The sequence below is a fragment of the Nocardia concava NBRC 100430 genome (genome assembly GCF_000308815.1).
GTDB lineage: Bacteria > Actinomycetota > Actinomycetes > Mycobacteriales > Mycobacteriaceae > Nocardia > Nocardia concava.
In genome coordinates, this window is sequence record NZ_BAFX01000075.1 from 1 (window position 1) to 26,352 (window position 26,352).

General features: G+C 67.5%; 27 protein-coding genes and 1 riboswitch. Of the genes, 10 read left to right on the forward strand and 17 right to left on the reverse strand.

The features are described from left to right. The coding region (locus tag ON43_RS15745) for a class I SAM-dependent methyltransferase (RefSeq protein WP_157514055.1) at positions 1 to 698 on the reverse strand (698 nt) is incomplete at its 3' end. 78 nt (positions 699 to 776) lie between these two features. Here ON43_RS15745 and ON43_RS15750 point away from each other — a divergent pair. Continuing rightward, positions 777 to 1,193 (forward strand): PPOX class F420-dependent oxidoreductase, encoded by a 417-nt coding sequence (locus ON43_RS15750; RefSeq protein ID WP_040808217.1) that lies wholly within the window; start codon positions 777 to 779, stop codon positions 1,191 to 1,193. Between the two features lie 8 nt (positions 1,194 to 1,201). Here ON43_RS15750 and ON43_RS15755 read toward each other — a convergent pair whose 3' ends face one another. Beyond that, the gene (locus ON43_RS15755; RefSeq protein ID WP_245568610.1) at positions 1,202 to 2,077 is read right to left on the reverse strand and encodes an AraC family transcriptional regulator; all 876 of its coding nucleotides are present in this window, start codon (positions 2,075 to 2,077) and stop codon (positions 1,202 to 1,204) included. Positions 2,078 to 2,207: 130 nt separating this feature from the next. Between ON43_RS15755 and ON43_RS15760 the strand changes: the two genes are divergently transcribed. From ON43_RS15760 to ON43_RS15775, 4 genes are all read left to right on the forward strand, one after another. After that, a complete protein-coding gene (locus ON43_RS15760; protein WP_040808557.1) occupies positions 2,208 to 2,942 on the forward strand; it encodes an SDR family oxidoreductase in 735 nt (244 codons plus the stop codon). 70 nt (positions 2,943 to 3,012) lie between these two features. Further along, positions 3,013 to 3,810, forward strand: a complete 798-nt coding sequence (locus ON43_RS15765; protein ID WP_040808218.1) for a CPBP family intramembrane glutamic endopeptidase — start codon at positions 3,013 to 3,015, stop codon at positions 3,808 to 3,810. Between the two features lie 118 nt (positions 3,811 to 3,928). Continuing rightward, positions 3,929 to 4,684, forward strand: a complete 756-nt coding sequence (locus ON43_RS15770; RefSeq protein ID WP_281033317.1) for a MerR family transcriptional regulator — start codon at positions 3,929 to 3,931, stop codon at positions 4,682 to 4,684. 81 nt (positions 4,685 to 4,765) lie between these two features. After that, on the forward strand, positions 4,766 to 5,530 hold the full coding sequence (locus tag ON43_RS15775) for an SDR family NAD(P)-dependent oxidoreductase (protein ID WP_040808221.1): 765 nt from the start codon (positions 4,766 to 4,768) through the stop codon (positions 5,528 to 5,530). A 6-nt stretch (positions 5,531 to 5,536) separates the two neighbouring features. Here the strand turns inward: ON43_RS15775 and ON43_RS15780 are convergent, their stop codons facing one another. The 3 genes from ON43_RS15780 to ON43_RS15790 are packed head-to-tail and all read right to left on the reverse strand — an operon-like array spanning position 5,537 to position 9,321. Continuing rightward, positions 5,537 to 6,856: an ABC transporter ATP-binding protein gene (locus tag ON43_RS15780; RefSeq protein WP_040808223.1), complete on the reverse strand. Its 1,320-nt coding sequence runs from the start codon at positions 6,854 to 6,856 to the stop codon at positions 5,537 to 5,539. 15 nt (positions 6,857 to 6,871) lie between these two features. Beyond that, on the reverse strand, positions 6,872 to 8,611 hold the full coding sequence (locus tag ON43_RS15785) for an ABC transporter permease (RefSeq protein ID WP_040808225.1): 1,740 nt from the start codon (positions 8,609 to 8,611) through the stop codon (positions 6,872 to 6,874). Beyond that, positions 8,608 to 9,321 (reverse strand): MgtC/SapB family protein, encoded by a 714-nt coding sequence (locus ON43_RS15790; protein ID WP_040808226.1) that lies wholly within the window; start codon positions 9,319 to 9,321, stop codon positions 8,608 to 8,610. Before ON43_RS15790 ends, ON43_RS15785 begins: the two co-directional genes overlap by 4 nt. Positions 9,322 to 9,530: 209 nt before the next feature. After that, a riboswitch (M-box (ykoK) riboswitch) is annotated at positions 9,531 to 9,705 on the reverse strand. A 117-nt stretch (positions 9,706 to 9,822) separates the two neighbouring features. Between ON43_RS15790 and ON43_RS15795 the strand changes: the two genes are divergently transcribed. Both ON43_RS15795 and ON43_RS15800 read left to right on the forward strand, forming a co-directional pair. Next, on the forward strand, positions 9,823 to 10,269 hold the full coding sequence (locus tag ON43_RS15795; protein WP_051178497.1) for an LLM class flavin-dependent oxidoreductase: 447 nt from the start codon (positions 9,823 to 9,825) through the stop codon (positions 10,267 to 10,269). Between the two features lie 189 nt (positions 10,270 to 10,458). Beyond that, positions 10,459 to 11,610 (forward strand): RNA-guided endonuclease InsQ/TnpB family protein, encoded by a 1,152-nt coding sequence (locus ON43_RS15800; RefSeq protein ID WP_040808228.1) that lies wholly within the window; start codon positions 10,459 to 10,461, stop codon positions 11,608 to 11,610. A gap of 157 nt (positions 11,611 to 11,767) precedes the next feature. On the opposite strand, the gene ON43_RS15805 is transcribed toward ON43_RS15800, so the two are convergent. After that, entirely contained in the window at positions 11,768 to 13,003 is a 1,236-nt protein-coding gene (locus ON43_RS15805; protein ID WP_083913454.1) for an MFS transporter, read from the reverse strand. Between the two features lie 88 nt (positions 13,004 to 13,091). Between ON43_RS15805 and ON43_RS15810 the strand changes: the two genes are divergently transcribed. Next, a complete protein-coding gene (locus ON43_RS15810) occupies positions 13,092 to 13,430 on the forward strand; it encodes an ArsR/SmtB family transcription factor (RefSeq protein WP_040808230.1) in 339 nt (112 codons plus the stop codon). Here ON43_RS15810 and ON43_RS15815 read toward each other — a convergent pair whose 3' ends face one another. Both ON43_RS15815 and ON43_RS15820 read right to left on the reverse strand, forming a co-directional pair. Further along, positions 13,431 to 14,057, reverse strand: a complete 627-nt coding sequence (locus ON43_RS15815; RefSeq protein WP_051178564.1) for a TetR/AcrR family transcriptional regulator — start codon at positions 14,055 to 14,057, stop codon at positions 13,431 to 13,433. 97 nt (positions 14,058 to 14,154) lie between these two features. Beyond that, positions 14,155 to 14,553, reverse strand: a complete 399-nt coding sequence (locus tag ON43_RS15820) for a hypothetical protein (RefSeq protein WP_040808231.1) — start codon at positions 14,551 to 14,553, stop codon at positions 14,155 to 14,157. Positions 14,554 to 15,111: 558 nt separating this feature from the next. Here ON43_RS15820 and ON43_RS15825 point away from each other — a divergent pair. Then, complete coding sequence (locus tag ON43_RS15825; RefSeq protein WP_040808232.1) at positions 15,112 to 15,534, forward strand: hypothetical protein; 423 nt, start codon at positions 15,112 to 15,114, stop codon at positions 15,532 to 15,534. 2 nt (positions 15,535 to 15,536) lie between these two features. On the opposite strand, the gene ON43_RS15830 is transcribed toward ON43_RS15825, so the two are convergent. The 4 genes from ON43_RS15830 to ON43_RS15845 form a co-directional block, all read right to left on the reverse strand. After that, entirely contained in the window at positions 15,537 to 15,854 is a 318-nt protein-coding gene (locus tag ON43_RS15830) for a winged helix-turn-helix domain-containing protein (protein ID WP_040808563.1), read from the reverse strand. Continuing rightward, positions 15,851 to 16,315: a hypothetical protein gene (locus ON43_RS15835; RefSeq protein ID WP_040808234.1), complete on the reverse strand. Its 465-nt coding sequence runs from the start codon at positions 16,313 to 16,315 to the stop codon at positions 15,851 to 15,853. Before ON43_RS15835 ends, ON43_RS15830 begins: the two co-directional genes overlap by 4 nt. 79 nt (positions 16,316 to 16,394) lie before the next feature. Beyond that, entirely contained in the window at positions 16,395 to 18,263 is a 1,869-nt protein-coding gene (locus tag ON43_RS15840; protein ID WP_040808235.1) for a Na+/H+ antiporter, read from the reverse strand. A 65-nt stretch (positions 18,264 to 18,328) separates the two neighbouring features. Further along, positions 18,329 to 18,619 (reverse strand): hypothetical protein, encoded by a 291-nt coding sequence (locus ON43_RS15845; RefSeq protein ID WP_157514056.1) that lies wholly within the window; start codon positions 18,617 to 18,619, stop codon positions 18,329 to 18,331. A 169-nt stretch (positions 18,620 to 18,788) separates the two neighbouring features. Here ON43_RS15845 and ON43_RS15850 point away from each other — a divergent pair, with 169 nt between their 5' ends. Beyond that, positions 18,789 to 20,279: a hypothetical protein gene (locus ON43_RS15850; RefSeq protein WP_157514057.1), complete on the forward strand. Its 1,491-nt coding sequence runs from the start codon at positions 18,789 to 18,791 to the stop codon at positions 20,277 to 20,279. Positions 20,280 to 20,286: 7 nt separating this feature from the next. On the opposite strand, the gene ON43_RS15855 is transcribed toward ON43_RS15850, so the two are convergent. The 5 genes from ON43_RS15855 to ON43_RS15875 all read right to left on the reverse strand — a co-directional run bounded on the left by ON43_RS15855 (position 20,287) and on the right by ON43_RS15875 (position 26,282). Next, positions 20,287 to 21,612: a pyridoxal-phosphate dependent enzyme gene (locus ON43_RS15855; RefSeq protein ID WP_040808240.1), complete on the reverse strand. Its 1,326-nt coding sequence runs from the start codon at positions 21,610 to 21,612 to the stop codon at positions 20,287 to 20,289. After that, a complete protein-coding gene (locus tag ON43_RS15860) occupies positions 21,612 to 23,036 on the reverse strand; it encodes an alanine racemase (protein WP_040808241.1) in 1,425 nt (474 codons plus the stop codon). The genes ON43_RS15855 and ON43_RS15860 overlap by 1 nt, the downstream gene beginning before the upstream one ends. Then, entirely contained in the window at positions 23,033 to 24,295 is a 1,263-nt protein-coding gene (locus ON43_RS15865; RefSeq protein WP_040808243.1) for a heavy-metal-associated domain-containing protein, read from the reverse strand. Before ON43_RS15865 ends, ON43_RS15860 begins: the two co-directional genes overlap by 4 nt. Then, the gene (locus tag ON43_RS15870) at positions 24,292 to 25,569 is read right to left on the reverse strand and encodes an aminotransferase class V-fold PLP-dependent enzyme (protein WP_040808244.1); all 1,278 of its coding nucleotides are present in this window, start codon (positions 25,567 to 25,569) and stop codon (positions 24,292 to 24,294) included. The genes ON43_RS15865 and ON43_RS15870 overlap by 4 nt, the downstream gene beginning before the upstream one ends. Before the next feature lie 167 nt (positions 25,570 to 25,736). Then, the gene (locus ON43_RS15875) at positions 25,737 to 26,282 is read right to left on the reverse strand and encodes a DUF2599 domain-containing protein (protein WP_051178498.1); all 546 of its coding nucleotides are present in this window, start codon (positions 26,280 to 26,282) and stop codon (positions 25,737 to 25,739) included. Positions 26,283 to 26,352: the final 70 nt, after the last annotated feature.

Consider the following 26,352-nt stretch of genomic DNA (forward strand, 5'->3'; position numbering starts at 1 on the left):
GGCTCACCGACGCGGGCCACGCTCTTCACCCAGCGGCGAGACTCGGGAAACGTTGCCGTGCCGTCGAGGACGCCGCGATGCACGTAGGTGAACAACAGCATGCTGCCCGCACCGCCGATACCGCGCAGTGCGGCGAGCGTGGCGTCCATGGCCTGCGCGGTGAGGTAGTTGGTGACGCCCTCCCACACGAAGACGACCGGCTCACCGCACCCGACACCGGCCCCGCGCAATGCGGTTGTCAGATCATCGGTTTCGAAGTCCACCGGCACGAACCGCACATGATCGACGCTCTCACCCGCCGCGCGCACGGCAGCCGCCTTCGCCGTCTGCGTATTGGGTCGATCGACCTCCACCACCCGGGTCGCGCGCAACTGCGGCAGTCGCCAGGCCCGGCTGTCGAAGCCCGCGCCGAGGATCACGATGTGCCCCACGCCTGCTCGGACGAGATCGACGACGGTGTCATCGATGAGCCGTGTGCGGGCCACCGCGGACGGGCGCGGGCCGGGAAAGGCGAGGTCGTAGAGCCGCGGGACGGCCCCGCCCAGCACCGGCAGGCGCGCCAGATCCGCGAGCGCGCGCAGCGGCCGGGGCAGGAACGCGTCGGTCAAAGGATCGGTGAAAAGCCGGGATTCGGCCGAACGGGCGGATTCGAATGCTCGTTGCAGCGCCATGGTGCGCGCGGTGAAACTCACTCCCACAAACGGAATATAGATTCTGTTTGTCGCCGAGTCCAGAGCCTTGACCTCAACCGTGCTCGAGCTTCTACGGTGGGTGTCATGCCTTTCACCGACGCCGAACGGGCCTACCTCGCAACGCAATCGCTGGCCCGGCTGGCCACCGTCACCAAGCGCAATCACCCCAACCAGGTCGCCGTCGGGTTCCGGCTCAACGCCGACGGCACCATCGACATCGGCGGGCCGAACCCCAACGCTCAGCGCTACCGCAATGTCCGCGGCAACGAACACGTCAGCATCGTCATCGACGACATGACCCCCAACGACCCGGGCGAGGTGAAACCCGGGTGGGGGCGCGGTGTCGAAATCCGCGGTGTCGCAGAGATTCTCACCGTCGAGGACATCCCCGTGGCCCCGGACTGGTTCTCCCACGAAATCATCCGCATCCACCCGCGCCGCATCCACAGCTGGCACATCGACCCCGCCGATCCCGACGGCGGAGCCCGCAACGTCGCCTGAGCGAGCTCTCAACCCCGTTGCGTGCGGTAGGCGCCCGGCGCGATCCCGTACTCGCGCTTGAAGGCCTTCGCGAACGCGAATTCCGAGCGGTAACCCACCGCTCGGGCGACGGCGGCCAGGGGAGCGCGGTCGCGGCGGAGCAGGCGGGCCGCAGTGATCATCCGCCAACGGGTGAGATAGGTCAGCGGCGGCTCGCCGACCAAACGGGTGAACCGGCGGATGAAAGTCGCTCGTGCCACACCGATCTCGGCGGCCAGGCGGTCCACCGTCCACGGTTCGGCGGGGTCGGAGTGCATGCGGTGCAGGGTGTGCCCGATCGCCTGGTCGGCCATCGCAGCGGTCCAGCCCGTGGCATTGCCGTCGTGCCAGGCGCGCAGGATATAGATCAGCAACGCGTCCACCAGTGCGGTGACGATGGCATCGCCGCCGGGATCGCGTGCCTCGATCTCGGCGGCGAGCAACTCGACCGCCGCACCCAGCCGATCCTGGCGGGGCCCGGGCAGATGCACCACGTCGGGTAGCCCCGCGAGCAGCGGGTGCCGCAGGCCCGCCTCGATCCGGTAAGCGCCCGACACCACAACGGTTTCCGCGCCTTCACCTCCTACCGTGACGCGTTCGACGCGCCGGTCCACGACCAGCTCGACGGGTTCGGACGCCACCGAATCCGCGAGCGCGTGCACCGCCCCGCCGGGCATCAACACCACATCCCCGGCGCGCAACACCATCGGTCGCGCACCCTCGCGCAGCAGCAGGCACTCACCGTGCACGACGACATGGAAGCCGAAGCCGCGCCGCCCGCCGAACCTCAGACCCCAGGGCGTGCGCGTGCGCAGCTGTACCGACAGGGCCGGCGCCACCGTCAAAGCGGCGACCGCATCACTCAAGACATCGATCTCCATCCCACCCACTGATCCGATCGAGCATGTTCCGGGCACATTCAGCCATGGTTCGGATCATTCTCGCCCCATAACGTCAGTGGGGCAACGCAATACGGATCATCCGAAGGAGATCGCCTTGTCCGAGAACCCCACCGTCATCGTCACCGGCGCCGCCCGAGGCATCGGCCGCGCCATCGCCGAACGCCTCGGCGCACACGGAGCCCGCGTCATCGTCAACTACCGCTCCGACGCCGCCGCGGCCGACACCGTCGTCACCACCATCCGCACCGCAGGCGGCGAAGCCACCGCCGTCCCCGCCGATGTCGCTGTCCCCGAACAGGTTCAACACCTCTTCGACACCGCCCGCCACCACTACGACGCCCCCGCCGTCGTCGTCCACACCGCGGCCGTCACCCACTTCACCCCGCTCGCCCAGGCCACCGACGCCGACTACGACCACGTCTTCGACGCCAACACCCGAGCCACCTTCACCACCCTGCGCGCCGCCGCCCAACACGTCACCGACCACGGCCGCATCATCGTCATCTCCAGCGGCGCCGCGGTGCTTCCCCGTCCGAACGCAGGCCTCTACGCCGCCAGCAAAGCCGCGGGCGACCAACTGGTCCGAGTCCTGGCAACGGAACTGGCCCCGCGCGGAATCACCGTGAACAGCGTGCTCCCGGGCCCCACCCGCACCGAAACGGTCGCAGCCACAGTCCCCGAAGCCCAACTCTCCGCCATCGCCGCCGACATCCCCCTCGGCCGCCTCGCCGACCCCACCGACATCGCCGACATCGTCGCCTTCCTAGCCTCCGACGCCGCCCGCTGGATCACCGGCCAAACCCTCCACGCCGGCGGCGGCATGTTCTGACCGGCACGACCTGGAATCCGTGCGGTGCGGGAGTCGTCGAAAATGGCCGTGTCAGTTCTATGTTGATCACATGAGCACGCTGCATACCGAGGCGTCGGTCGGTCCGGCTGGACGACGCTCACTGTCGTACCGGATGTACGCCGTTGTCGTCATCGCTTATCTGGCCATCATTCAGGGCGGTGGGATCTGGATGAAGCAGGTCAGTGGCGAGAGTGACTTTCGTTCTACCCGTGCGGTGTTCTACGGGATGATCATTCCCCTCGGGGTGGCGCTGATCTTCACCTATGGCGTGATTGCCTACCTTGGCTGGTTGCGGCCGGTGCTGCGCGACGAGCGGCCTGTGCAGTCGTGGGTGCGGGTGGTGCCGATCGTGTTTCTGGTGGCCATTGCCGGTGGTATCGCCTATCACGCGCTCTCGGAGAAGGGCTGGCTGTTCGTTGTCGTGTTGCTGATCGCGACGCAGTTCGTCGGGTGGGGCGAGGAAGGCATGTTTCGCGGCATCGGGGTTGTGGTTTTGCGCGACCACGGTCTCACCGAAGGACGGGTCGCGCTGTGGTCGAGCCTGGTGTTCGGTGCGGTGCACCTGGCCAACGGCATCACCCACGGAGCCTCCGCGATCTTCCAGGCCATCGTCGTCAGCGCGGCCGGCTACTTCTTCTACCTGATCCGCCGCGTCACCCGCGGCAATATCGCCAACTCGATCATCCACGGCCTGTTCGACTTCACCCTGCTCACGGGCACCGCGATTCTCGTCGACCAAACCCTCTACCCGGGCACCCTGCTCCCGATCCTGGTCTACCCCCTTCTGACGATCATCCTCCTGCTCAAACGCCACAGCATCGAACCCGCTGCCACACCGGCTCGGTGAAATCAGCTGCCTGAAGCCTGAAGCTTGAGGTTCACGCTGCGTGAATGTTTAGCGTCGAGGTGCCGGATGGACCGGCGGGGTTCGGTGTGATGAGGAGTCGGTCGTGTCGTGGTCGATTGTGGAGGTTGCCCGGATGTCCGGGGTGACGACGCGGACGCTTCGGCACTACGACGAGATCGGGCTGCTGCCGCCTGCGGGGGTACGCAGCAACGGATATCGCTTCTACCAGCAGGCGCAATTGTTGCGGCTGCAGCAGATTCTGGTGTTGCGGGAGCTGGATCTCGGGCTCGACGAGGTGGCGGCGATCCTCGATCGGCAGACCGATCGCTTGGTCGCGTTGCGGGAACACTACGCGAGATTGCTGCGCGAGCGCGACCGCCTCGATCGGGTGCTGCACACGGTCGCTCGCACCATCGACGGACTCCAGGCGCAGGAAGGAACCACGGCCGTGCCCGAGATCAACAGGCCGGAGAATCTTTTCGAGGGATTCGACCCGGAGCCATACGAGGCCGACGTACTGGAGCGCTGGCCTGATCAGGCCGAAGCGCTCGAGCGCTCGAAGGCCAGGAGCGGCGAGCTGCCGGATGCGGAGATTACGCGAATGCAGCGGGAAACGACCGCCGCGATGATCCGCATGGCTGAGCTGATGACTGCGGGGAAACCCGTCAGCGACGCGGCCGTGCAGTCGGAGATCGACGCGGCGTACCAACTTGTCAGTGCCACCTGGACCCCGGACGCGCAGATGTTCAAAGACCTGGCCCAGACCTACCTCGACGACCCCACCGCCACCGCCAGTTTCGATGAAATCGCCGCTGGACTGGCCACCTACTACCGTGACGCGATGGTGGTTTTCGCCGACACCCGGCTCACGTAGCCGACGGCGTGAAGGTGGTGGTGGCACACCCACCATAAATACGCACTGTTTGCTCGTCGCGGGGGTCGGCAGGGTGAAGGTATGACACAGAACGGGATTCGGTTTCAGGACAAGGTTGCGCTGATCACCGGGGGGAGCAGTGGGATGGGGTTGGCTACTGCGCGGCGGTTGGTGGCGGAGGGGGCTCGGGTGATTGTTACCGGGCGGGACAAGCAGCGGCTGGATGCGGCGGTGGCGGAGTTGGGGGAGCGGGCGGTGGGGGTGGCCGGGGATGCCACGGAGCAGGCCGATCTCGAGGAGTTGGTGCGGGTGGTGGGGGAGCGGTTCGGGCGGTTGGATGTGGTGTTCGTCAATGCGGGAATCGGTGCGTTCCAACCGATTTCTGCGGTGACCGAGGAGGAGTTCGATCGAGTTGTCGGGATCAACTTCAAGGCTGCGTTCTTCACCGTGCAGCATGCGTTGCCGCTGGTGGTTGATGGCGGGGTGATCATTATCAACGCGTCCTTCGCGCTCTATCGCGGTGCACCGAGCGCGGCGCTGTACTCGGCGACCAAGGCGGCGGTGCAGAATCTGGCGCGGACACTGGCATCGGAGTTGGCGCCCAGGGGAATTCGCGTCAACTCGGTCAGCCCCGGATACGTCGACACCCCGGCATTCCGGGCCGAGGCCTCACCCGAAGCGCAAGCCGGGGCGGCATCGTTGGTCGCGCTCGGGCGCGTCGGGCGCAGCGAGGATATCGCCGGCGCGGTGGCGTTCCTGGCCTCCGAGGACGCCGCCTACATCACCGGCCAGGACCTCTTGGTCGACGGCGGGCTCACCACCGTCATCCCCGCCGCCATCGTCTGAACCCGGTCAGGAGGCGCGCAGGTCGGCCGCGGGGTCGGCGGTGATGCGGCCGGAATCGGTGTCGTAGTCGTAGAGTTCGGCATAGCGGCCCCAGTCGATGGCCAACTCCAGCTGACGGCGGGCGTCCTCATCGGAGAAGCCGCGCTTCAAAAGATCCAGGATGAAATCGGCGCGCACCGTCTCCTCGGGATTGCCCACCAACGCCGAACAGATCGTGCGCACCAAAGGAGCTCGGCGGCGGGCCTGGTTGGCGAAGATCGACTTACTCGCCTGGATATCGGCATTGGTGAAGTTCGCGCCGACATTGGTGAGGATGACGTCACCGGATTCCACCAGCAGAAAGCCCAGCAGCGCGGCGGCGTCGACCAGGGGCATCAGGTCATCGAGCTCGAAGTTGAGCTCATCGGCCACCACCGGGAGGTCGGCGCGGCCGCTGTTGCCGTACACCAGCTCCAGCAGACCGGCGATACCGCCGACCGAGGCATCGGGCAGCGGGACCGCGAACGGGGTCGAGGTATCGGCCGGGGCCGCAGCGATTTCGGTGTCGCGCCCGGTGAGCAGACCGTAGATCTGATCGACCAGCGCCGCGAAGCCGGGTGCGCGCCGGTTGCGCGGGCGCGGCTGATCGACGGCGACCTCGGCGATGATCCGCCCCGGATTCGAACTCAACACCAGCACACGATCCGCGAGCTGCACCGCCTCCTCGATATTGTGGGTGACGATACAGACACACTTGGTCGGAAAGTCCTTGGTGGACCACAGATTCACCAGCTCGGTACGCAGGTTCTCCGCGGTCAGCACATCCAGCGCCGAGAACGGCTCATCCATCAGCAACAGGTCCGGCTCGAGCACCAGGGCCCGCGCGAAACCGACGCGCTGGCGCATACCGCCGGAAAGCTCCTTCGGATACGCGGTTTCGAACCCGTCCAACCCGATCCGGTCGATCGCCTCCAACGCGGCCTGCCGCCGCGGCCCCGGCGCCACCCCGCGCGCCGCCAACCCGAGCTCCACATTGTCCTGCACGGTCAGCCACGGCATCAACGCGAACGACTGGAACACCAGCGCCGCACCGGGATTGGACCCCCGCAACGGCTCCTCGCGATAGAGCACCTCACCGCTGGTCGGGGCCAGCAGCCCCGCGATCAACCGCAGCAGCGTCGACTTGCCCGAGCCCGACCGGCCCAGCAACGCCACGATCTCGCCCTCGCGCAGTTGCAGATTCACCTGATCGAGCACATTGAGCCGCTCGCCCGAGGCCCCGGTGAAGGACATGTCCACATCACGCAGGTCGATCAGGACCTCGCCGGTGGTGACAGTGGTGGTCATTAGAGGCTCCTCCGATCAGAGCGAGTAGCGGCGTTGGGCCAGCGCGTAGAGCCGGCGCCAGAACAACCGGTTGATACCGACGACATAGGCGCTCATCACCAGCACGCCGATGAGAATGCGCGGACCATCCCCGTCACGGGTGGCATCGGCGATATAGGCGCCCAGGCCCGTCGCGGACAAGGTGGTGTCACCGAACTTCACGATCTCGGCCACGATGGAGGCGTTCCACGCGCCACCGGCGGCCGTGATCGCACCGGTCACGAAACTCGGGAAGATGGCGGGCAGAATCAGCTTGCGCCACCACAACATTCGCGGCAGCCGCAGATTCGCCGCCGCCTCGCGCAGATCATTGGGCACCGCCGAAGCGCCCGCGATCACGTTGAACAGGATGTACCACTGCGCGCCCAACGCCATGAGCAGGATCGAGGCCCACTGCAGGCTCGCGCCCGTGGCCACCAGCACCGCGGTGACCAGCGGGAACAGGAAGTTCGCCGGAAAACTGGCCAGCACCTGCACGATCGGCTGCGCCAGCCGCGACACCCTGGGATTCAACCCGATCCACACCCCGATCGGCACCCACACCAGGGTTGCGAAGATCAGCAGCACGATCACCCGCAACAGCGTGATCGACCCCAGCCAGGCCGCATGCCCGACCTCCCCGAACCCCGCGGTCTCGGCGATATAGCGGCCCATGAACACCACGCCCACCGCCAGCGCCGCACCCACCACGAGATTGAACGCGATATCGGCGGCGCGGCGCCGCGCCGGCGCCACATACAGCGGATACTCCGCCAGCCCGAACACCCGCAGCGCCCGATCCATCGGATACACCAGCGGCCCGAACCCCCGCCCCAGCAGTCCCGGAATATGACTGCGGCGCAACAGATCCAGGATCAGCGAGCGCGGCGCATCCGCGGATTCGCTGTCCTCCACCCGGAATCGCTCCGCCCACACCGTGAGCGGCCGCCAGAACAGCACATTCAGCCCGATCACCAGCACCACCATGGCGACGATCGCCAGCATCACCTTGCCGGTGTCGGAGTCCGCGGTCGCGCTCGCGACATAGGAGCCGATGCCCGGCAACGCGTAGGAGTGGTTGTTGACGCTGATCGCCTCGGCCGCGGTCAGAAAGAACCAGCCGCCACCGAAGCTCATCATGGCGTTCCACACCAGCGGGAACATCCCCGAGGGCACATCCACCCGCCAGAACCGCTGCCAGCGCGACAAACGCAGATTGCGCGAGGCCTCGTCCAGTTCCCGCGGCTGCGAGATCAGGCTGTGGTGGAAGGCGAAGGTCATGTTCCACGCCTGCGAGGTGAAGATCGCGAAGATCGACGCGCACTCCAACCCCAGCGACGACCCCGGGAACAACGCGATGAACCCGGTCACCGTCACCGACAGGAAACCCAGGATCGGCACCGACTGCAGAATGTCCAGCGCCGGCAGCATGACCTTCTCCGCGCGCGGCAACCGCGCCGCCGCCGTCGCGTAGACGAAGGTGAACACAATCGAGAGCCCCAACGCCAGAAACATGCGCAGCAGCGACCGCGCCGCGTAATACGGCAGCTGGCTCGGATCGGTGGAAATCGTTGTGGGCGCGGTGTTCTCGTCGAAGGGCACATGCATGCCCGCAGACACCTTCACCACGATCCAGATCAGCACCGCCGCGCCCGCGAACACCGCGATATCCGCCCACCGCGACCTCGGCCGATCCAGCGCACCCCGCGAGGGATAGGACCGCAAGCTCGCGCTCACTGCTCGGCCTCCACCGCCGCGGGCACCGTGCGCCAGCCGACACTGGTCACCGACGGCTCCAGGCTCAACCGGCTCACCGCCGCCTCCATCTGCCGGTCATCGCGCCGATCCCCGGTCAGCTCCGCGCGCACCTGCACCCGGCCCGCCGAGGTGTCATGGCTCGAGATGGAATTCAGCCGGAAATCGGTGCGCGTCAACGACTGCACCAGCAACGCCCGCACATGCGCCTCGTGCGCGTCATCGGTGTCGGCGGTGAACGCGTAGAGTGCCTCCTGCGCCTCGGGCCCGTCGGCGATCGGCCGATCCACCGTGCGCGCCACCGACCGCAACGCGGTGTTCACCACGACCACCACCACACAGCCCGCCGCCGCGGTCGAATACATGCCCGCCCCCGCGAGCGCCCCGACCGCCGCTGAACACCACAGCGTCGCCGCGGTGTTCAGCCCGCGGATATTGAACCCGTCGCGCAGGATCACACCCGCGCCCAGAAAGCCGATACCCGAAACAATCTGCGCCGCAACACGAGTCGGATCGGCGGAGGCGCCATTGAAGCCGTGCGCGGACAACAGCACGAACAATGTCGCCCCGGCGGCGACGAGCGCATTGGTGCGCAATCCGGCCATGCGCGCCCGGAACTGACGCTCGAACCCGATCACCGCACCCAACCCGACACCGGTGCCGAGCCGCAGCAGCATTTCCCACGTGGTCATTTGCGATCTCCCGAAAACAGGGGATGACGGCGCACTCCGAACCGGACGCTACAGGCACAGCGGTAGCGCACGGATGATTGCGGCAGTGTCGCCGAGTGAACGATTGGCTAACGGAACTCGATCCGATCCGTCGGGCACGACCACCACCTCCTCCGAACACCGCGCAACGCCATGCCGGGAGGGTGGGACCGGCGGAAATCGCCGGAACGGGCACCACCCCTCGTAAGACCTTCAGCACTCCACGGCGTAAACCCACCTCGGAAGGCGGGAGCCGGTCGGGGCGGCCCCTTAACTCGGGGCAACCTGTCCTGATCCGGGGCGTCTCTCGACGTTCGGGATCGCCGGCCTGTATCCATGAAGGAGCCTCAGCTAACGAACGGCACCTTGCGGGGGCCAGTAAACACCGGGTTTCGGCGATCGGCAACCCGATGTGATCGCCGTCGCTCGCTCGCCCCACCTGCGTGGAGTTACTTTCCCGGGCCGGAGACGGTCGGTATCGGCATGAAATTCAGCCTCTATCTCCCCACCGGACTCGGGCACAACTTCGCCGGGTACACCGATCCGGTCGCGGCCTTCGAAACCATCACCGACCTGGCGTGCGCCGCCGACGAATCCGGGTATGAGACGGTGTGGGTCGCCGATCATTTCGTGCCGTTCCCGCCCGCGCCGGATTACATCTTCGAAAGCTGGACCACCCTGACCGCGCTGGCCCGTGACACCCGGCGTATCCGGATCGGGCAGATGGTGACCGGCAACAACTATCGCACTCCCGCCCTGCAGGCCAAGATGGCCTCCACGCTCGATGTCGTCTCCCGCGGCAGGCTCACCTTCGGGATCGGCGCGGGCTGGTACGAGGACGAATACCGGGCTTACGGTTACCGATTCGATGACGCGCCCACCCGGCTGCGGCAACTCGACGAGGCCGCCCACATCATCCGGTCGCTGTGAACCCCGGCCGACCACCACCTTCGAAGGCGAGTTCTATCGGGTGCACGAGGCGTTCAACGAATCCAAAGGCGTTCAGCAACCTCACATTCCGCTGCTGAACGCGGGCGCGGGGGGAGGAGGTCGCCGGGTCAGAGCGCGCTCGGTAGATCATGGAAGTTTTTGTCGGTGGGTGCCGATAGATTGCGTCTTGTGCAGCTGCGCTACCAGTACCGCGCGTATCCGACCCCGGGGCAGCAGGAATCTCTGGCGCGGGCATTCGGCTGCGCACGTGTGGTGTTCAACGACGCGCTGGCAGCGCGGCGGGCCGCATTCGAGGCCAAGCGTCCCTATATCTCGAACGGCGAGTTGTCCAAGCGGTTGACCGCCGCCAAGGCGACCCCGGAGCGGGAATGGTTGGGCGAGGTGTCAGCGGTGGTGTTGCAGCAGGCCCTGGCGGACTTGAATACCGCTTACCGCAACTTCTTTCAGTCGGTAACCGGCAAACGCAAGGGCCCGAAGGTGGCGGCGCCGCGGTTCCGGTCCCGCAAGGACAACCGGCAGTCGGTCCGGTTCACCCGCAACGCCCGGTTCGCGATCACCGAAGGCAGGAAACTGCGCCTGCCGAAGATCGGGGACGTGAAGATCGCGTGGTCGCGGGAGTTGCCGTCGGATCCGTCGTCGGTGACTGTAATCAAGGACGCGGCTGGTAGGTATTTCGTGTCGTTCGTCGTCGAGGTGGATGCTTCGCCGCTGCCGGTGGTCGACGCCGAGGTGGGCATCGACCTCGGCCTGACCACGTTCGCGGTTCTGTCCGACGGTAAGCGGATCGAGTCTCCGAGGTTTCTGCGTCAAGCAGAGCGGAAGCTCCGTCGTGCGCAGAGGAGTCTTTCGCGTAAGCAGAAGGGTTCTGCGAACCGCGCCAAAGCCCGCGTGAAGGTGGCGGCGGCGCATGCGAAAGTGGCTGACATACGTCGAGATTGGGCACACAAGCAGTCCACGGCGATCGTTCGCGAAAATCAAGCGATCTATGTCGAGGACTTGTGTGTGAAGGGCTTGGTCCGCACCCGGCTGGCGAAGTCGGTGCACGACGCGGGCTGGGCGATATTCACCAACATGCTGGAGGAGAAGGCCGCCCGGCGAGGGCGGCATTTCGCCAAGGTGGACAGGTTCTTTCCGTCGTCGCAGATCTGCTCGCCGTGCGGACACCGTGACGGTCCCAAGCCGTTGCATGTTCGGATGTGGACTTGTCCGGCGTGTGGGGCGGTGCTGGATCGTGATCTCAATGCTTCGAACAATATTCTCGCCGCCGGACGGGCGGAGAGGCTAAACGCCTGCGGAGAGACCGTAAGCCCTGCCGCTTAGCGGTCGGCAAGTCTCAGCGAAACAGGAACCCACCGAGAGCGCCCGAAATGGCGCTGGCAGGCATCCCGGCGTATCACGCCGGGGAGGACGTCAAATCGCGGCCTTCGAACACGCGCGCGTGCGGGCGGCGCGCGGTGACGGAAGGCGCTCGGATTCGCTAACGCTTTCGCGCCGCGCCCAGGCGGATGCGCACCGCCAGCACGACCAGGCACGCGGCCGCGACCACACCGGCGAAAACCTGCACGGCGGTGAGCAATCCGGTCACGCCGGTCAGCAGGCCGACTCCGATCACCGGGCCGCCGGTGCCGCAGTAACCCATGACGTAATAGGTCGAAACCACATCGGCGTGCCGGTCGGCGGGCGCGGCGGCATTGATCGCGGTCAGCCCGCTCAGGAAGACCAGCCCGTGCCCCGCCCCGGCCAGCACCGTCGCGCCCAGCAGCAGCGGCAACGAGGACACCGTACCCGCGATCGCCAGCAGCACCAGACCGATCGCCAACAGCGGCAGGCCCGTAACCTCCAGCGGCCGTTCGGGTTTGCGGTAGGCCAGCAGCTGCGCCACCGCCCAGCCGATCGGCAGCAGCGCCGCCGCGCCACTGCCGATCACCAGATTGGCGCTGCCGGACAGGGTGGCCGCATACGTGGGGACCAAGGTCAGGAACACGCCGACTACCGCGAAACCGAGGAAGGTCGCGGTCCCCGCGGTCGCGAAGATCCCGCCCATCCCGGCGGGAATACTCGGCCGACGCGGCCGCCAACGCCCGCGCACACCGGTCACGGGCAGCGCCGCGATCGCGACCGCCGCCGGGATCAACAGCACCAATACCACCGCGAACGGCGTCACGTAAGGATGCGGAAGATATTGCGCCACAACCGCACCCAGCAGCGGACCCAACGCCATCCCGCCCGCCGAGGCCACTCCCGCGACCAGCGACGCGCGCCGGCGGTCACCGCTCGGCTCGAGTTGGGCCAGCGCCGCGGTCAACGCTCCCGAAGCCGCCCCCAACGCCAAGCCCTGCAGGATGCGCGCGGCGAGCAGCCACACGACGTCGGTGGACAGCGCGAAGCCGAGCGTACCCAACGCGGCGACCGCCAATGCGGGCAACAGGATCCGGCGCCGGCCCAGCGCATCCGAGGCCGGTCCGGTGATGAGCAGCGACGGGATCAGCGCCGCGACATAGACCGCGAACACGACGGTCAGCATCAACGACGAGAAGCCGAACCGCTGCGCGTAACCGTGGTAGAGCGGCGTGGGCACATTGGTGGCGGTGAACAGGATCAACATGCTGTAGGCCGCACCCCGGAAAGGCCATCGGCCACGAGTCGCGGCGAGCGATGAATCAGCTTGTGCGGCATCCGGATCCGTATCGGTGGCGCGAAGCTCGGACGTCATGGTTCCCCTTCCAGCGCAAACATGTTCGGAAGATTCGAACATAACAGCATGTTCGGAATTTGTGAACATATCGATTACGCTGGCACCCATGGCAAGTCGAACCGCGACCGAACTGGTGCATCCCGACCGCGAGCAACTGCGGTTCACCACCGTGCTGGCCGCGCTCAGCGACCCCATCCGGTTGACCATCGTGACCCGGCTGGCCGCAGCGCAGGGCCGGGAGCTGGCATGCGCCACCTTCGACCTGCCGGTCAGCAAATCCACCCAGAGCGGCCATTTCAAGACCCTGCGCGAGGCCGGGATCATCCATCAGCGCGACGAGGGCACCCGTCGCCTCAACACCCTGCGTACCGAAGACCTCGAAGCCCGCTTCCCGGGACTGCTGGACATGGCGATCGCCCACGGCCGCAACGCCACCGTGGGGTAGTCAGCCGCGGTAGACCCCGCGGTAGGCGTCGATGGTCTGCACCAGGTGATCGACGATCTGCTCGCGCGTGGCGCGCAGCGTGCCGTTGAGCCAGGCCGAGAACATGCCCGCATTGCCCGAGGCCATGGTGACCGCGGCCAGGCGGCGCTGGACCGGATCGGCGATGTGGGCGAACAGGTGGTCCTGGATCAGGCGGGTGAAGGCGGGCATGACCGCGATGGTCGTCTGGCCCAGTCCCGTCGAGGAATACGGCTCCACCAGGAACAGCCGCGACTTGCGCGGATCCTCGAGCACCTTGTCCACCAGTGCTTCAGAGAGCGCGCGATCGCGGCGGGGGTCGTCGCCGACCGCGAAGGCGGTCATCGGCGCCAGGAACTCGTCGGCGATCTGGCGGTAGAGCACATCCAGGAGTTCGTCTCGGCTGGCGAAGGATTCGTAGAAGTAGCGGTCGGTCAGGTTGGCGCGCCGGCACACCGCGCGCATGGTGACCGCGCCCGCCCCGGACTCGCCGATCAGATCCAGTGCGGCCTCGAGCAGTGCGGCGCGGCGGGCCTCCCGGCGTTCGGTGAGGGTCGTGCCACCCCAGATGCGGGGCTCGGCGTCGGAGGGCGGTTGCTCGGTCTGCACCGGGTCAAGAGTAATGCCCGGTGCCGGGCTGGCATGCACACCCGGCACCAGACCGATCAGTATCGATAGAAACGGTGGGTAGCGATCAGCGGTGGGCTCAGCCCGTGACCACGCAGGCGCTGCCCAGATTGATGCCGTTCTTCACCGTCACCACGGCCCACTGCGACCCGTTGTAGCTCCAGGCCTGCACGAAGTGCACACCCGTCGAGGTCGGGGTCCAGCTGGAGGTGGCGCTGCCGCCGCTGCCCAGGCTGAACTGCTGCGGATTGAAGCCGGCCGAAAGGTTGTCGTAGAGCCAGACATACTCGTTCGGACTGCCGTTCACGGTGACCGTGTACGAGCAATTGGTGCCGTATCCGCCGCCGATGGTCGTGCCGGTGGCGATATTGACGCTACTGACGTAGGCCGCCGCGTCGGGCGCGGCCACTATGAGTGCCGCGGTGGCGGCGGCGAAGGTGGTGCATGCGGTGAGGGCCGACTTCCGTGACCGGATCATCGTCGATCATCTCCCCAGATTTAGGGCGAATGAGAATTGCGACGCCATTGGCGCATATAGGCAGTGTCTGCGTTCAGGGGTCCCGACACGCGCGGATCGGACTACTCATTCCGGACCTTTCGAACCCGCGACCCGACCCATGATCGCCCGCAACCGCTCGGCTCCGGCAAGTTGAAGCGAAAACCCCACAGCCCCTATCGATCCCCTAATTTCCCCGTTCGATTCGCCGGATAGCTACCGTCTCGCTAACGTTCTGATTGTCCGAATCAGCGAGGGGCGCAAATGCGCAGACGCCCCCGTCGACCGGCGCCGCGAGTCCGCTTCCCCGAGGCTCGCATCCGCGTCCCACCCCGCACCGGGTGCCGCGAAAACCGGCGTCGCCGAACCGGTCCCGATCCCGGTTCGGCGACGCCACCCGCTGGCGTCCACGCGACAGGACACGGCATTGGCGTGTTTGTGAACGACCACTATTCCGCCGCAAAGTCTTCGCGAAACCGACCGCGCTGGAATGATCACGGCTGATCGATACAGTCAGTGCAAGGAAGCGTCGCGAGCATTATGGCCAAAAGCCAGTACGTCAATTCCCCGGCCGCCGAGGCCATCCCCGAACCCTCGCCGTGGGGGCGGCATCTGGGGGTCAGCGAGGACATCGCCGACGGGCTCTACTCTGATCAGCTCGGTGCGCTGATCTTCGTGCGCAAGCTGGTGCGGTGCGGGTACCTGTTCAATCTGTTCGTCGCCCTGCTGGTGTGGGGCGGAATCGCGGTGTGGGGCCGGTATTCCGGGCCGCGGACCTTTCACGAGTGCACCTCGGTGCCGGGGCTCAGCGCGGGATGCGACCCGAATCTGGCGTCGTGGATTCTGGGTGTGGCGAGCGGATTCGTGGTCGCGGCGGCGGTTTTCGTGGTGATGTCGCTGCCGTGCCTGGTGGTCGGGTACGCGGTGCGCTGGTCGGCCAAGGCCATGGCCGACCGGAACTAGAACTACTGGCGCGCCCGATCCTCGGGGGCGGTGGCGCCGGCGAGGATCTCCTGCAGAGCCGCGATGTGCCCCTCGAAGGCGACACGGCCGGCCGGGGTGAGCCGGGCCCGGACCTTGCGGCGCTTGCCGTCGAGACGGCGCTCGGTGGCGACGTAGCCCGCTTCCTCCAGTGTCGCAAGCTGTTTCGACAGCGCCGAATCCGACAGGTTCAGTCGGTCCCTGAGGAAGGCGAACTCCGCCCAGTCCGCCGCGGCCAGGGTCGCCACCAGGCTCAGCCGGGTGCTGGGATGGATCAGTTCGTCGAAGCGGGCGTCGGTCATGCGCGCGCCCAACCGCGTAGCACCCGCAGGATCTCCGGCCCGCCGAAGCCGATGATCGCGGCGATCAGAATCGCCGACCAGGTGCTCGAATGTCCGACGCCGTCGGCGTCGAGGGCCAGCGCCGCCACGATGGTCAAACCGACCAGCCCCAGCAGCATTCCGATCACCACCAGCGGTGTGCGCCGACCCGCGACCGCCCGGCTGACCTGCACCTGCCCGGTACGCCGCCGCCCGTCGAGCCAGCGCGACGCCACGGTCGAATGCGCCGCGCCGAACAGCAAGGTCGCCACCGCGACGAGCCAGGCGGGCGTGAAGTCGCCGAGCAACCCCAAAGCGACCCAGCCGCAAGCCATTCCCCACCAGTACCAGCGCGGCAACCCGACCTCCTCGGCCACCTGCCGCTGGGCGCGCCGAGCCGCCTCGAGTGCGGCGCGGGCCTGATCCGGAGCGATGCCGTCCACGATTCCTCCCTTACTTTCCTGCCTGGAAAGTAAGAGTCCACTTTCCTGGCAGGAAAGTCAAGCGCCGCCGGTCGTAGCGTTATCCGAGCAGTTCGTCGAGGTAGCACCAGCGCCAGGACTCGCCCGGCTCGACGCTGCGCATGACCGGGTGGCCGGTGCTGTCGAAATGCTTGGTGGCGTGGTTGCCCGGCGAGGAATCGCAGCAGGCGACGTGACCGCACTCCAGGCACATGCGCAGATGCACCCACACCAGACCCTCGTCGAGACATTCGCCGCAGGCGTCCGGGGTGTCGGGCACGCGCACGCACGGGGCCTCGCGCAGGTGCTCGCAGGCGCCCGCGGTGACGGGGGACTGCAGCGGCGTGCCGTCGTCGCCGTCGGCCTCGGCGATGCGGTCGATGGTGGATTCCTCGATATCGAGGGTGGCCATGACCGCCTGCAGCACCTCCTGATCGACCTGCCCGGCGTCGCGGATGCGCAGCACGGTCTCGCGTTCGGCGGTCAGCATGGCCAGGCGCAGGCGGCGATACTCACCGCTGGGGGTCACGCGCTGGGATTCGGAGCGGCCCAGCAACTCCCAGGCCGCCTGGGCGCGCACCACCACGCGATTGCGCAGCGCGTCGACGACATCGGGCGGGGTCTCGGGGGCGATGTTCTCCTCGAGGGCCTTCAATCCCGCGGCGGTGGCCTGCTGCAACAGATTCGCCTCCTGCAGCAGATCCTCGGCCTGGCTGGGGCCGCGCAGGCGCAGCACCCGCACCAGCGCGGGCAGTGAGAGTCCTTGCAGCAGCAGGGTTCCGCCCACCACCACGACCGCCAGCAGCTGCAGGGTCGCCAATTCCGGTGTGTCACCGGGCAGCAGCAGCGCCGCGGCCAGCGTCACCACCCCGCGCATGCCCGCCCACGACACCACCGCCGATCCGGTCCACAGCGGCTTGGGTTTGCCCTGGCGTCTGCCCTCGACCTGCCAGGTCAGATAGTTCGTCGGAAACACCCAGAGCGGCCGCACCACGATGACCGTCACCAGCACCGCCGCACAGGTGAGCAGCAGCGTCGAATGCGGCAGGTCGCTGTGCCAGGCGGCCTCCACGAGGTGACGCACCTGCAGGCCGATCAGCAGGAACACCGCACTCTCGAGCAGGAACGCGATGGTGCGCCAATTGGTGTGCTCGGCGATGCGCGAGGCGGCGCTCTGCCATTGCGGCGCACCGTGCCCCAGGATCAGCCCACAGGTGACCACCGCGATCACGCCCGAGGCGTGCACGCCTTCGGCGGGCAGGTAGGCGATCCAGGGGGCGAGCAGCGAGACACTGGTGTCGAGCACCGGGTCGGTGATGCGTCGTCGCAGGAACGCCAGCACCATCGCCGCGATCACTCCGATGAGCGCGCCGCCGCCGGCCGCGCCGATGAAGTCCGCGCCCGCCTCCCACATGGTCACACTGCCCGCCATGGCCGCCACCGCGGTCCGCAGGGTCACCAGCGCGGTCGCGTCGTTGAACAGCGACTCACCCTCGAGCACGGTCACGATGCGCCGGGGCATCCCCACCCGCCGTGCCACCGCGGTCGCCGCGACCGCATCGGGCGGCGCCACGATCGCGCCGATCGCCACCGCCGCCGAGAACGGAACCGGCAGTAGCCAATACACCACCCCGCCCACCGCGAACGCGGTGAACAGCACCAACCCCACCGACAGCAGCGTGATCGAGGTCTTCTTCGGCCGGAAATCCACCAGCGAAGTCCGAATCGCGGTCGTGTACAACAGCGGCGGCAGCAACCCCAGCAACACCAGCTCGGGCTCGATATCGAACTCCGGCACGAACGGCAGATACGACGCGATCACCCCGGCCACGGTGAGCACGAACGGCTCACCGAGACCCAGTCGCCGCGCTCCCGCGGCCAAAGCCACCGCCCCCGACACCAGAACGACCAGTCCGAACGCCCACTCCACCCGACCATCGTGCCAGTCCCGGACCCGGTTTCCCGCACCGGCTCGCCCGAGCCGGACAGCGCTCCCTACTCGGCGTGTCCGGTGCGCGACCGCGAAATCGCGAACACCCCGATCCGCGCCACCAGCGTCCCGACCCACAAACCCACGCCGATCACCTGCAGCCCGGTCCCCGCCCCGGTGTAAACCCCGGCGAGGATGGCCACCACCCCCGCCGCGAAACACACGCCCGCTACGGCGTTGCAAACGTTCCGAGTGATGTGCAGGCCCGCGGGCAACCCCGCGGTTCGCTCGATGCTGATGGTGAATCTCCCTGCCAGACTGCTGAACTCGACCCTGCGCACCTTAGCGCTACTCACCCCGAATCGCCCTGTCGAGGCCGATACGGACAATCCGGCACCGCCGGTTCGGCATCGAGATCATGGAGTTATCAGTGCGGTGAATCGGGCGAAATTTCGCGGTGACAGCTCCCTGATCTTGGTGAATATGGACGTGAGGGATGTCGGGTAGGCGTCCTACCATCGGCTGGTGAGGTTCGGGGTGGGGCGGCGCGGGTATCCCGTGTGGCTCAGTTGGGTGTTGGCGTTGATGCCGGTGTGGTCGTGCGGGTTGCTGACGACGCCGGTGTTCGTCCTGCTCGCGCTGCGGGCGCGGTCGGGGCGGCTGGCGCTGGCGGCGCTGGGGTACACGGTGGTGCGCGGGGTGGCGCACTGGTCGAAGGACACGCATCCGGTGTTGTTCTTCCTCGCCTGGACGGTGCTGTGTGTGGTCGGCGGGGTGCACTCGATTCGGTTGCGGCCGTTGTGGACCCAGCCCGCAGGGCGAGCACGGGTGCCGGAACCGACTTCGCCGGTGAGCATTTCGCATCTGCCACTGGAGGCGACACCGGAGCCCGACAGCACGATCCCGGCTGCGCGGGATGACTACGGGCGGGTGCTCGACGACATCGATGAGCTGGTCGAGGACAGCATGCGCGAGGGCGAACCACGCGTCGGCTATAGCTATGGCGATCCGACCTTTCCCGAGTGCCCCAACCCGTACTGCGAGGAGCCGTGGCACGGGCTGGCCATCACCGCGCGGATGCGGTGGATGCGCTGGCGCGGCGTGGTGGATGTGGACTACGCCTACCGTGCCGATGACAGTCCGGTGCTGTGTCCGGGATCGCTGCATACCGGTGAATGGCCGCTGCCGCCATCGGAATTCGATGAGCTCGACGACGAATACGAAGACTACGAGGAAGAGGACTTCGAACCGGCGGAACCGGTCGATCCGCGACTACAACGCGCCGAGCAGATGTGGGCGGCGGTCACCCATCCGATGACGTGTGTGTGGAGCGCGTCCATCGGGCTCGGCCTGGTGTCGATCTTCGCGAGCCCGCTCTGGTGGCGTTGGCTCACCCCGGCGATCGGCGTCGCGTCCCTGTTCGGGCTGTGGTGGCTGTACGCCTACCAACGTCGCGCCCTGCCGCCGGGAGAGCTGCGCCGTAGACTCCGGGCCCGACCGGAAGCGGTTGCGGCACTGGTGCTCATGACGATCGCGGCGTGGCTGCCCGCGGTCTGGGTGTGGCGGACGCCGATGCGTGATCGGCACGATGCCCTGGTCGCCTTCCAGATGGTCCTGGTGACCTGCGCGGTGGCGGCGGTGCTGCACGCCGTCGTGCATCTGGGCCGGATCCGCCCGACGTGGCGTGATGTTCTCGATGGCGAACCGCCGGTGGATCTTTCGAAGCACGCGGTGAATCTGTTCGTCTTCGGCTTCTTCTGGGCGGTATTGGGCATCGCGCCGATGCTGCTGGTGGCCGCGGCGGTGGACCGGCTGGGCGGGCATCAAGCGGCCGTGTGGCTGGTGTTCGCCGCAATCCTGATCGCGAGCCTGACCTATCTGGTCGAAGCGCTGCTCGTGGCGTTGTGGACGCGCGAACTCGGGGAGGTACTGCTGTATTCGCTGTTCGTGCTCGCGGGTGGGGCAGCGCTGTGGTGGATGCTGGACCTGCTCGCGGGCGCGCCGTTGCGACTCTGAGCGGAAGTCAGTCGGGGCGCGGCGCGGATTCCATGGGTTTGCCCGCATCCCGCCACGCCGTGATACCGCCCGCGAGGCTGAGCGCGTCGTAGCCGGAGCGGCGGGCCAGCGCGGCGAAACGCAGGGAGATCTCGCCGACCGGGCAGACGAAAACCACGGGCCGCGAACGGGAGAACGGGATGCCCTGGACGAGCACGTCGTCGAGCTGGTCGTCGCGGATGTTCAAAGCGCCGGGGATGTGGGCGATGCGGTAGGCCATGGCGCCCCGGGTGTCGACGATCGTCGGACGTGAGGTCAGGTCCAGGGATTCGAGGGCGTCGGGGGACAGGGTCGGGGTGGCCGACAATTCGTCCGGCGTCGGTGCCGGCGCGCGGCCGGGTTTGCCGAAGAGTTCGGGGCGGCGTTTGCGGATGTAGGACAGGTACGGTTCGAGCCGGTCGCAGACGATGAACACCGCCACCAGCGGATCGGATTGGGGCGCCAGGGTTTTCAGGTGGTCCAGCGCGGCGGCATAGGTGGCCCCGCTGGTGGGGCCCGCGAGGACGCCGTGGGCGGTGGCCAGTTGCATGGTCGCGTCGACCGCGCGCGTGGATTCGATGGGGATGATGCGGTCGTAGAAGTCGGGCTGGAACAACCCCACATCCCACATCTCGGTTTCGGACCGGATGCCGGGAATGAAGTCGCTGCGTTCGGAGACCACGGCGATGGTCTTCAGCTCCGGATTGTGTTTGCGCAGAAAGGTTGCCGTGCCCCGGGTGGAGCCGGTGGTGCCCAGGCCGCCGATCAGGTAGTCGACCCGGGTGATGCCGTCGCGGGCAAGGTCCTCGTGGATCTCGCGACCGGTGCCCTGATAGTGGGCCTCGATGTTCTTCTCGCTGGTGTACTGCGAGGGGTGATACCAGGCGCCGGGCGTGCGGGCCATGGTGGATTCGATGACCGAATAGACGTCATTGGGCGCGGTCGGATCCGGGCATTCGGACAGCCCGGGCAGCTCCTCGATATCGGTGCCCAACAGCTGCAACAGCTCTCGCACCTCGGCGACCTTGATGCGATTGGTGACCGCCCGCAACCCGATCCCGTGCATGGCCGCCAGAATCCGCAGCGCCTTGGCGGTATTGCCGCTCGACGCCTCGATGAACGTCTGCTTGCGGGCGAGGATGTCATCGAGATCGTCGCGGATCATGCCCCACGCCACCCGGTCCTTGACCGACCCGAACGGGTTGCAGGACTCGAGTTTCGCGTAGAGCTCCACATGCGCGAGCCCGTGCACGGCCGGATCCAGCCGCAGCAGGGGAGTATTGCCGATCAGTTCGGTGATGTGGTCGTAGCGCATCAGGCCACCTCGTGCCGGTAGTCGAGGTCGCGGCACACCCGGAACGTCCCGGACCGTTGCGCCACCGCGAGTTTGGGCGGCACCGCGTGCATGGACGCACGCGCTGCCGATAAATCCATGTGATAGGCGGCGGTATTGGGGAACACGATGAAATCCCCCGGCGCGGGGCATTGCGGCAGCCACACCTTGTGATTGGTGACCAGATCCCGCTCCAGGCACAGCCGCCCGGCCAGGAACACCCCCACCGCACCGGAATTCGTGACCGGACCGGCGGGCACCAGGATCGGATCCACCATCACCTCCTGATCGGCCGGGGTCACCGTGTCACGGCTGAGATCCAGATTGACCAGCGTGCTGCCATCGGCGGTCTCCTTCACGAATTCCACCCGGGCCAAGGTGATTCCGGCATGATCCACCAGCGCCTTGCCCGGCTCCAGCCAGATGTCCAGGAGGTTCTCCCCGGCGATCTGCGCGATGGTGCGACCCCCGTGTGACTCCAGCCCGGTATCGAGCAGGTCGGCCAGCATCCGCTCGGCATCCACAGTGTTAGCGTATTTGTGAAAAACCGGTGTCCCGTGCACGGCGCCATCCTCGAGATGGAACCCGAATGTGTTGCCGCCCCAGGTCATCGGCTCCCCACGCCCCAAAAGCGATTCGCGCAGCGCGTGCACATACGCATCGAACGCATCGGCGTCGGCGGTGAAGACCTGCCGGAATCCGCCCCCGATATTCAGCACCGACGGCGTCAATCCGGCCGCGTACGCCCGCTCGGTCAACACCAGGCAACTCTCCACCGCCCGCACCCGCTCGGCGGGCTCACCCGAATCCAGATGAAACGCGAACCCCCGGAACTCGATCCGCTCCCGCTCGGCCGCCAGCACCTTCAACACCGCCTCCACCCGATGCACCGGCACCCCGAACCGGCTCACCGGCGTGCCCGCGAACCCACTGACCCGCACCAGCACCGGCACCCGCGCCTCCGGCCGCGCCAGGGCCGCAATGCGTTCGAGCTCCCACAGATTGTCGACATTGATCGTCACCCCGCTGCCCACCAGCTCCCGCACGAACCCCTCACCCTTGGGCCCGGTCACCTCGATCCGCCCCGGCCCGAACCCCGCCCCCACCGCACTGGCCAGCTCCGCCTCCGAGGCCACATCGATCCCCACCCCCGCCGCCTCGGCCGTCGCCACGAACGCCCGCGACTGATTCACCTTGTGCGCGTAGCAGATCCGATACCCGCTCACCCGTCCCGCCAGCTGCGCCCGCAACCGCTCCAGGTTCTCGGCGAACACCTGCGGAAACACCAGATGTGCCGGCGACCCGAACTCGACGACGGCCGCCGCCACCGCGCCCGGTTCGGCCAGGAAAGCCCGCACCAGTGCATGCATCTTCGCCGGGAGTCCCGGCGCCGCGGCAGTGCTCATACTGCCGTTTCGCTGGCCGCCGGCGCGGGTGTGGCCAGGGTCGGGTTGTAGCCGCTGTCGCGCAGCGCCTCGAAGGCGCGGTGGCGATTGCGGGGGCTGCGGAATTCGGCGATCACACGCTTGCTGATCAGATCGATCTCGGCCACGCCAATGCTCATCGACTCCAGGACGCCGGTGACGGTGCGGATGCAGTGCTTGCAGGTCATGTCGGGCACGTAGAACACGCGGTCCTCGGCGCTCAGTTCGGCTGTCTCCGAACCGGTGTCGGCGGGCACCTCGGCGACGGTGACCCGGTCCACGATGCGCGTGAACGCATCGGTGAACTTGTCGATGACCAGCGGCAGGATGCTGTAATGCTCCCCGTCGAGCTGATGCGGCATGGCCGCCAGGCACGCGGGCCGCGTCCCCGGCGGCAGCAGCGCGTACTGGCGCGAGATCACATCGAGGTCCTCGTGATACTTCGCGATCGCCTCGGCCACGCTCAATCCCTCGACGTGGGTGGCGCGGCGCATGACCCGGTGCGCGTCCTCGATGGTCATGTCCTTCATGGCGCGCAGCGTGGCCACCGTCTCCGCCGAATACCGCACGGTCCCATCGGGTTGGGTTGCCAGGGTGACCGCGATCATGCCGCGCCGGTAGCTCGAGGCCTGCAGCTCCCAGAACCAGCGGGTCGCCACCGCACCGTAGATCCCCGAATCCCGCATCCCCACCGCGAATTCGGCCGGGGTCCGATACGGCGTCCACCGCGCCAGCAGCGCGTGCTGGGCCAGCGCGCGCCCGGCCGCCTCGATGCCGACCCGGAAGATCTCGAACGGTTCATGGTCGGTGGTGGTGCCCGCGAGCACCGCCTCGTCGCGCGGGCTCAGCTCCGTCATGCGCTGGGCCAGCGCGGTATCGGCCTCCAGCGCGTGCCACAGCGTCAGCACGGTCTCGCGCATGGCGATCGGCACGATCGGGCCCAGACCGCCGGTGTGGAAGTGCCCGGTATTGGGGATGCCATCGGAATCGGTCCAGGCGATGCGGTGGGTCGCACTGGTCACCTGCTCGGCGCGGCACGGCCGCATGAACCGCTCCAGATACAGCCGCTGCGACAGCGTCAGATGCGATCCCGGCTCCGGCTGCAGTGGCGCGCAACTGTATTCGATGCGCCGCACCGGCGGTAGCACCACGGGCGCGCCCAGCCCGGGCCGGGCCAGCGCCGCCAGCACCCGGGAGGCGGCGCGCCGGTCGTAGCGGGGTTCGGGGCCATTCGTTGTCAAGAGACCTCCTCGGCAATCGTGGCGACACACTCGGTGAACCGGTCGATCTCGTCGAAGGTGTTGTAGACGTGGGTCGAGACGCGCACCGAATCCTCGTCCATCGGCACATCATCGGCGGGCACACAGTGCGCTCCGGTGCGCACCAGGAACCCGAGCTCGCTCAGGACGAACCCCAGATCGGTGGCGGTGATCCCGTCCAGGGTGAAAGACACGATCCCGTAGCCGGTTTCGCACGGCGCATAGGCCGGACCGGGCAGGAACTCCACGCCCGGGACCTCGCGCAGGCCGGTGATCAACCGCTGCGTCAAGGCGCGATTGTGCTCGGTGATCGCGTCCAGCCCGAGCTCCTCGAGCACATCCAGCGCAGCCCCGAGCGCGAGAATGCCCGGAAGATTGTGGGTGCCGCCCTCGAGCAGCTGTGGCATCGACCCGGCCAGCAGCCCCGAATCACCCAGCGCCACCGCGGAATTGCCGCCGGGCAGGAACGGCGTCAGCTCGGCATGCCGCCGTCGCCGGCAGTAGAGCACGCCGGTGCCGGGCGCGCCGAACATCTTGTGCGCGGAGAACACCGCGAAATCCGCATCCAATTCCTCGACCCGGACCGGCAGATGCCCACCGGACTGGCTGCAGTCGAAGCACAGCGCGATATCCGGATCGATCTCCCCGCGCAACTCTTCGAGCGTGGTGAGGGCTCCGAACACGTGATGCAGATGGCCCACGGTGATCAGCCGGGTGCGCGGGCTGATGCGCGCGGCGACATCCTCGATATCGGCCTCACCGAGCTGGTTGGTCCGATACGGCACCAACCGGATGGTTCGCCCGAATCCGCCGAGTAATCGCCGCAGATGGTGCCACGGATACACATTCGAGGCGTGATCGCGTGGGCTGTAGAGGATCTCGTCCCCGTCGCGCAGATTGGTCAGCGCCCACGACAGCGCCACCGCGTTCAATCCGGCCGTGGACCCGCCGGTGAACACCACCTCATCGGGTGCGGCCCCGATGAATTCGGCCATCCGCTCGCGCACCTCCTCGAGGCGGCGGGTCAGGCTCGTCGCCCATGGATAGGTGCCGCGCCCGGCATTGGCGGTGCGCTCACTGTGATACCGGTGCACCGCGCGGATCACCGGCAGCGGCTTCTGGGTGGTCGAGGCCGAATCCAAGTAGATATCGGACGTTTCGCCCAGGGCGGGAAAGAGTCGGCGCACCGGGGGACGCGCCGGTTCCCGGGCGGCGGGCGGCGTGGGTGTAGAGGTCGCGGGTGCGGAGGCGCGCACCGGTGCCCTCCCTCCCAGGAGTTCGCGCTGGACCCTCCCCAACGCTGGACCTTTTCAACGATACGCACAAAAACGCGAGCGCTCGAAGGTTCTCGCGGGCAAGCGGTTTCGTCGGTACGGCTTCGTTACCACGCCGAAGGAAAGGCTCTACGCGGCAGCGCGAACGTTCAGCGCTCGGGGCCGCCAGGATTGCACATCGCCGACACCGTCGCGTCGTAGCCGACCGCGGGCCGCCACGGTTCGAGATTCCAGCTGGTCTTGTCGGGCGCGACCACCCGCGCCCACTCCCAGTGGCAGCGGAACTGATCGAACATGCCGGGCGTATCGCCGTCGGGCGCGGCGGCCAGCACTTCCTGCCAGGCCCGGTCCAATGCGGCAGGGAAGGTGTCCTTGCGTCCGGCCTGGGTCGGATAGACCCGCAGCCGGCGGCCGTCGATCTCGTCGGTCCACTCGGTGTGATCGATGAGCGCTTGATCGGGGTACGGATCCGCGGTCGGCAGTCCCGCTGCGGCCTGTGCGGTCGGCGACGGCGCCGCGATGGGCGCGGCCGATCCGGTGGGCTGCGGCAGTGTGGTCGTCGGGCGCGGTTCCAGCGTCAGCGAACTCACCACCACCGGAGCCGACTCCTCGGCCGCGCCACAACCGGTCAGTACCAGTGCCAGTCCGAGCGCAGCCGGGCCACTCGCGAGTTTCCAGCGCCGCCGCATGGCCATCGACCCTATCCTCCGATCCGTCCCGCCCGGATCCGACGCTACCAGCGGCGATCAGGTGCGCACCGAATGC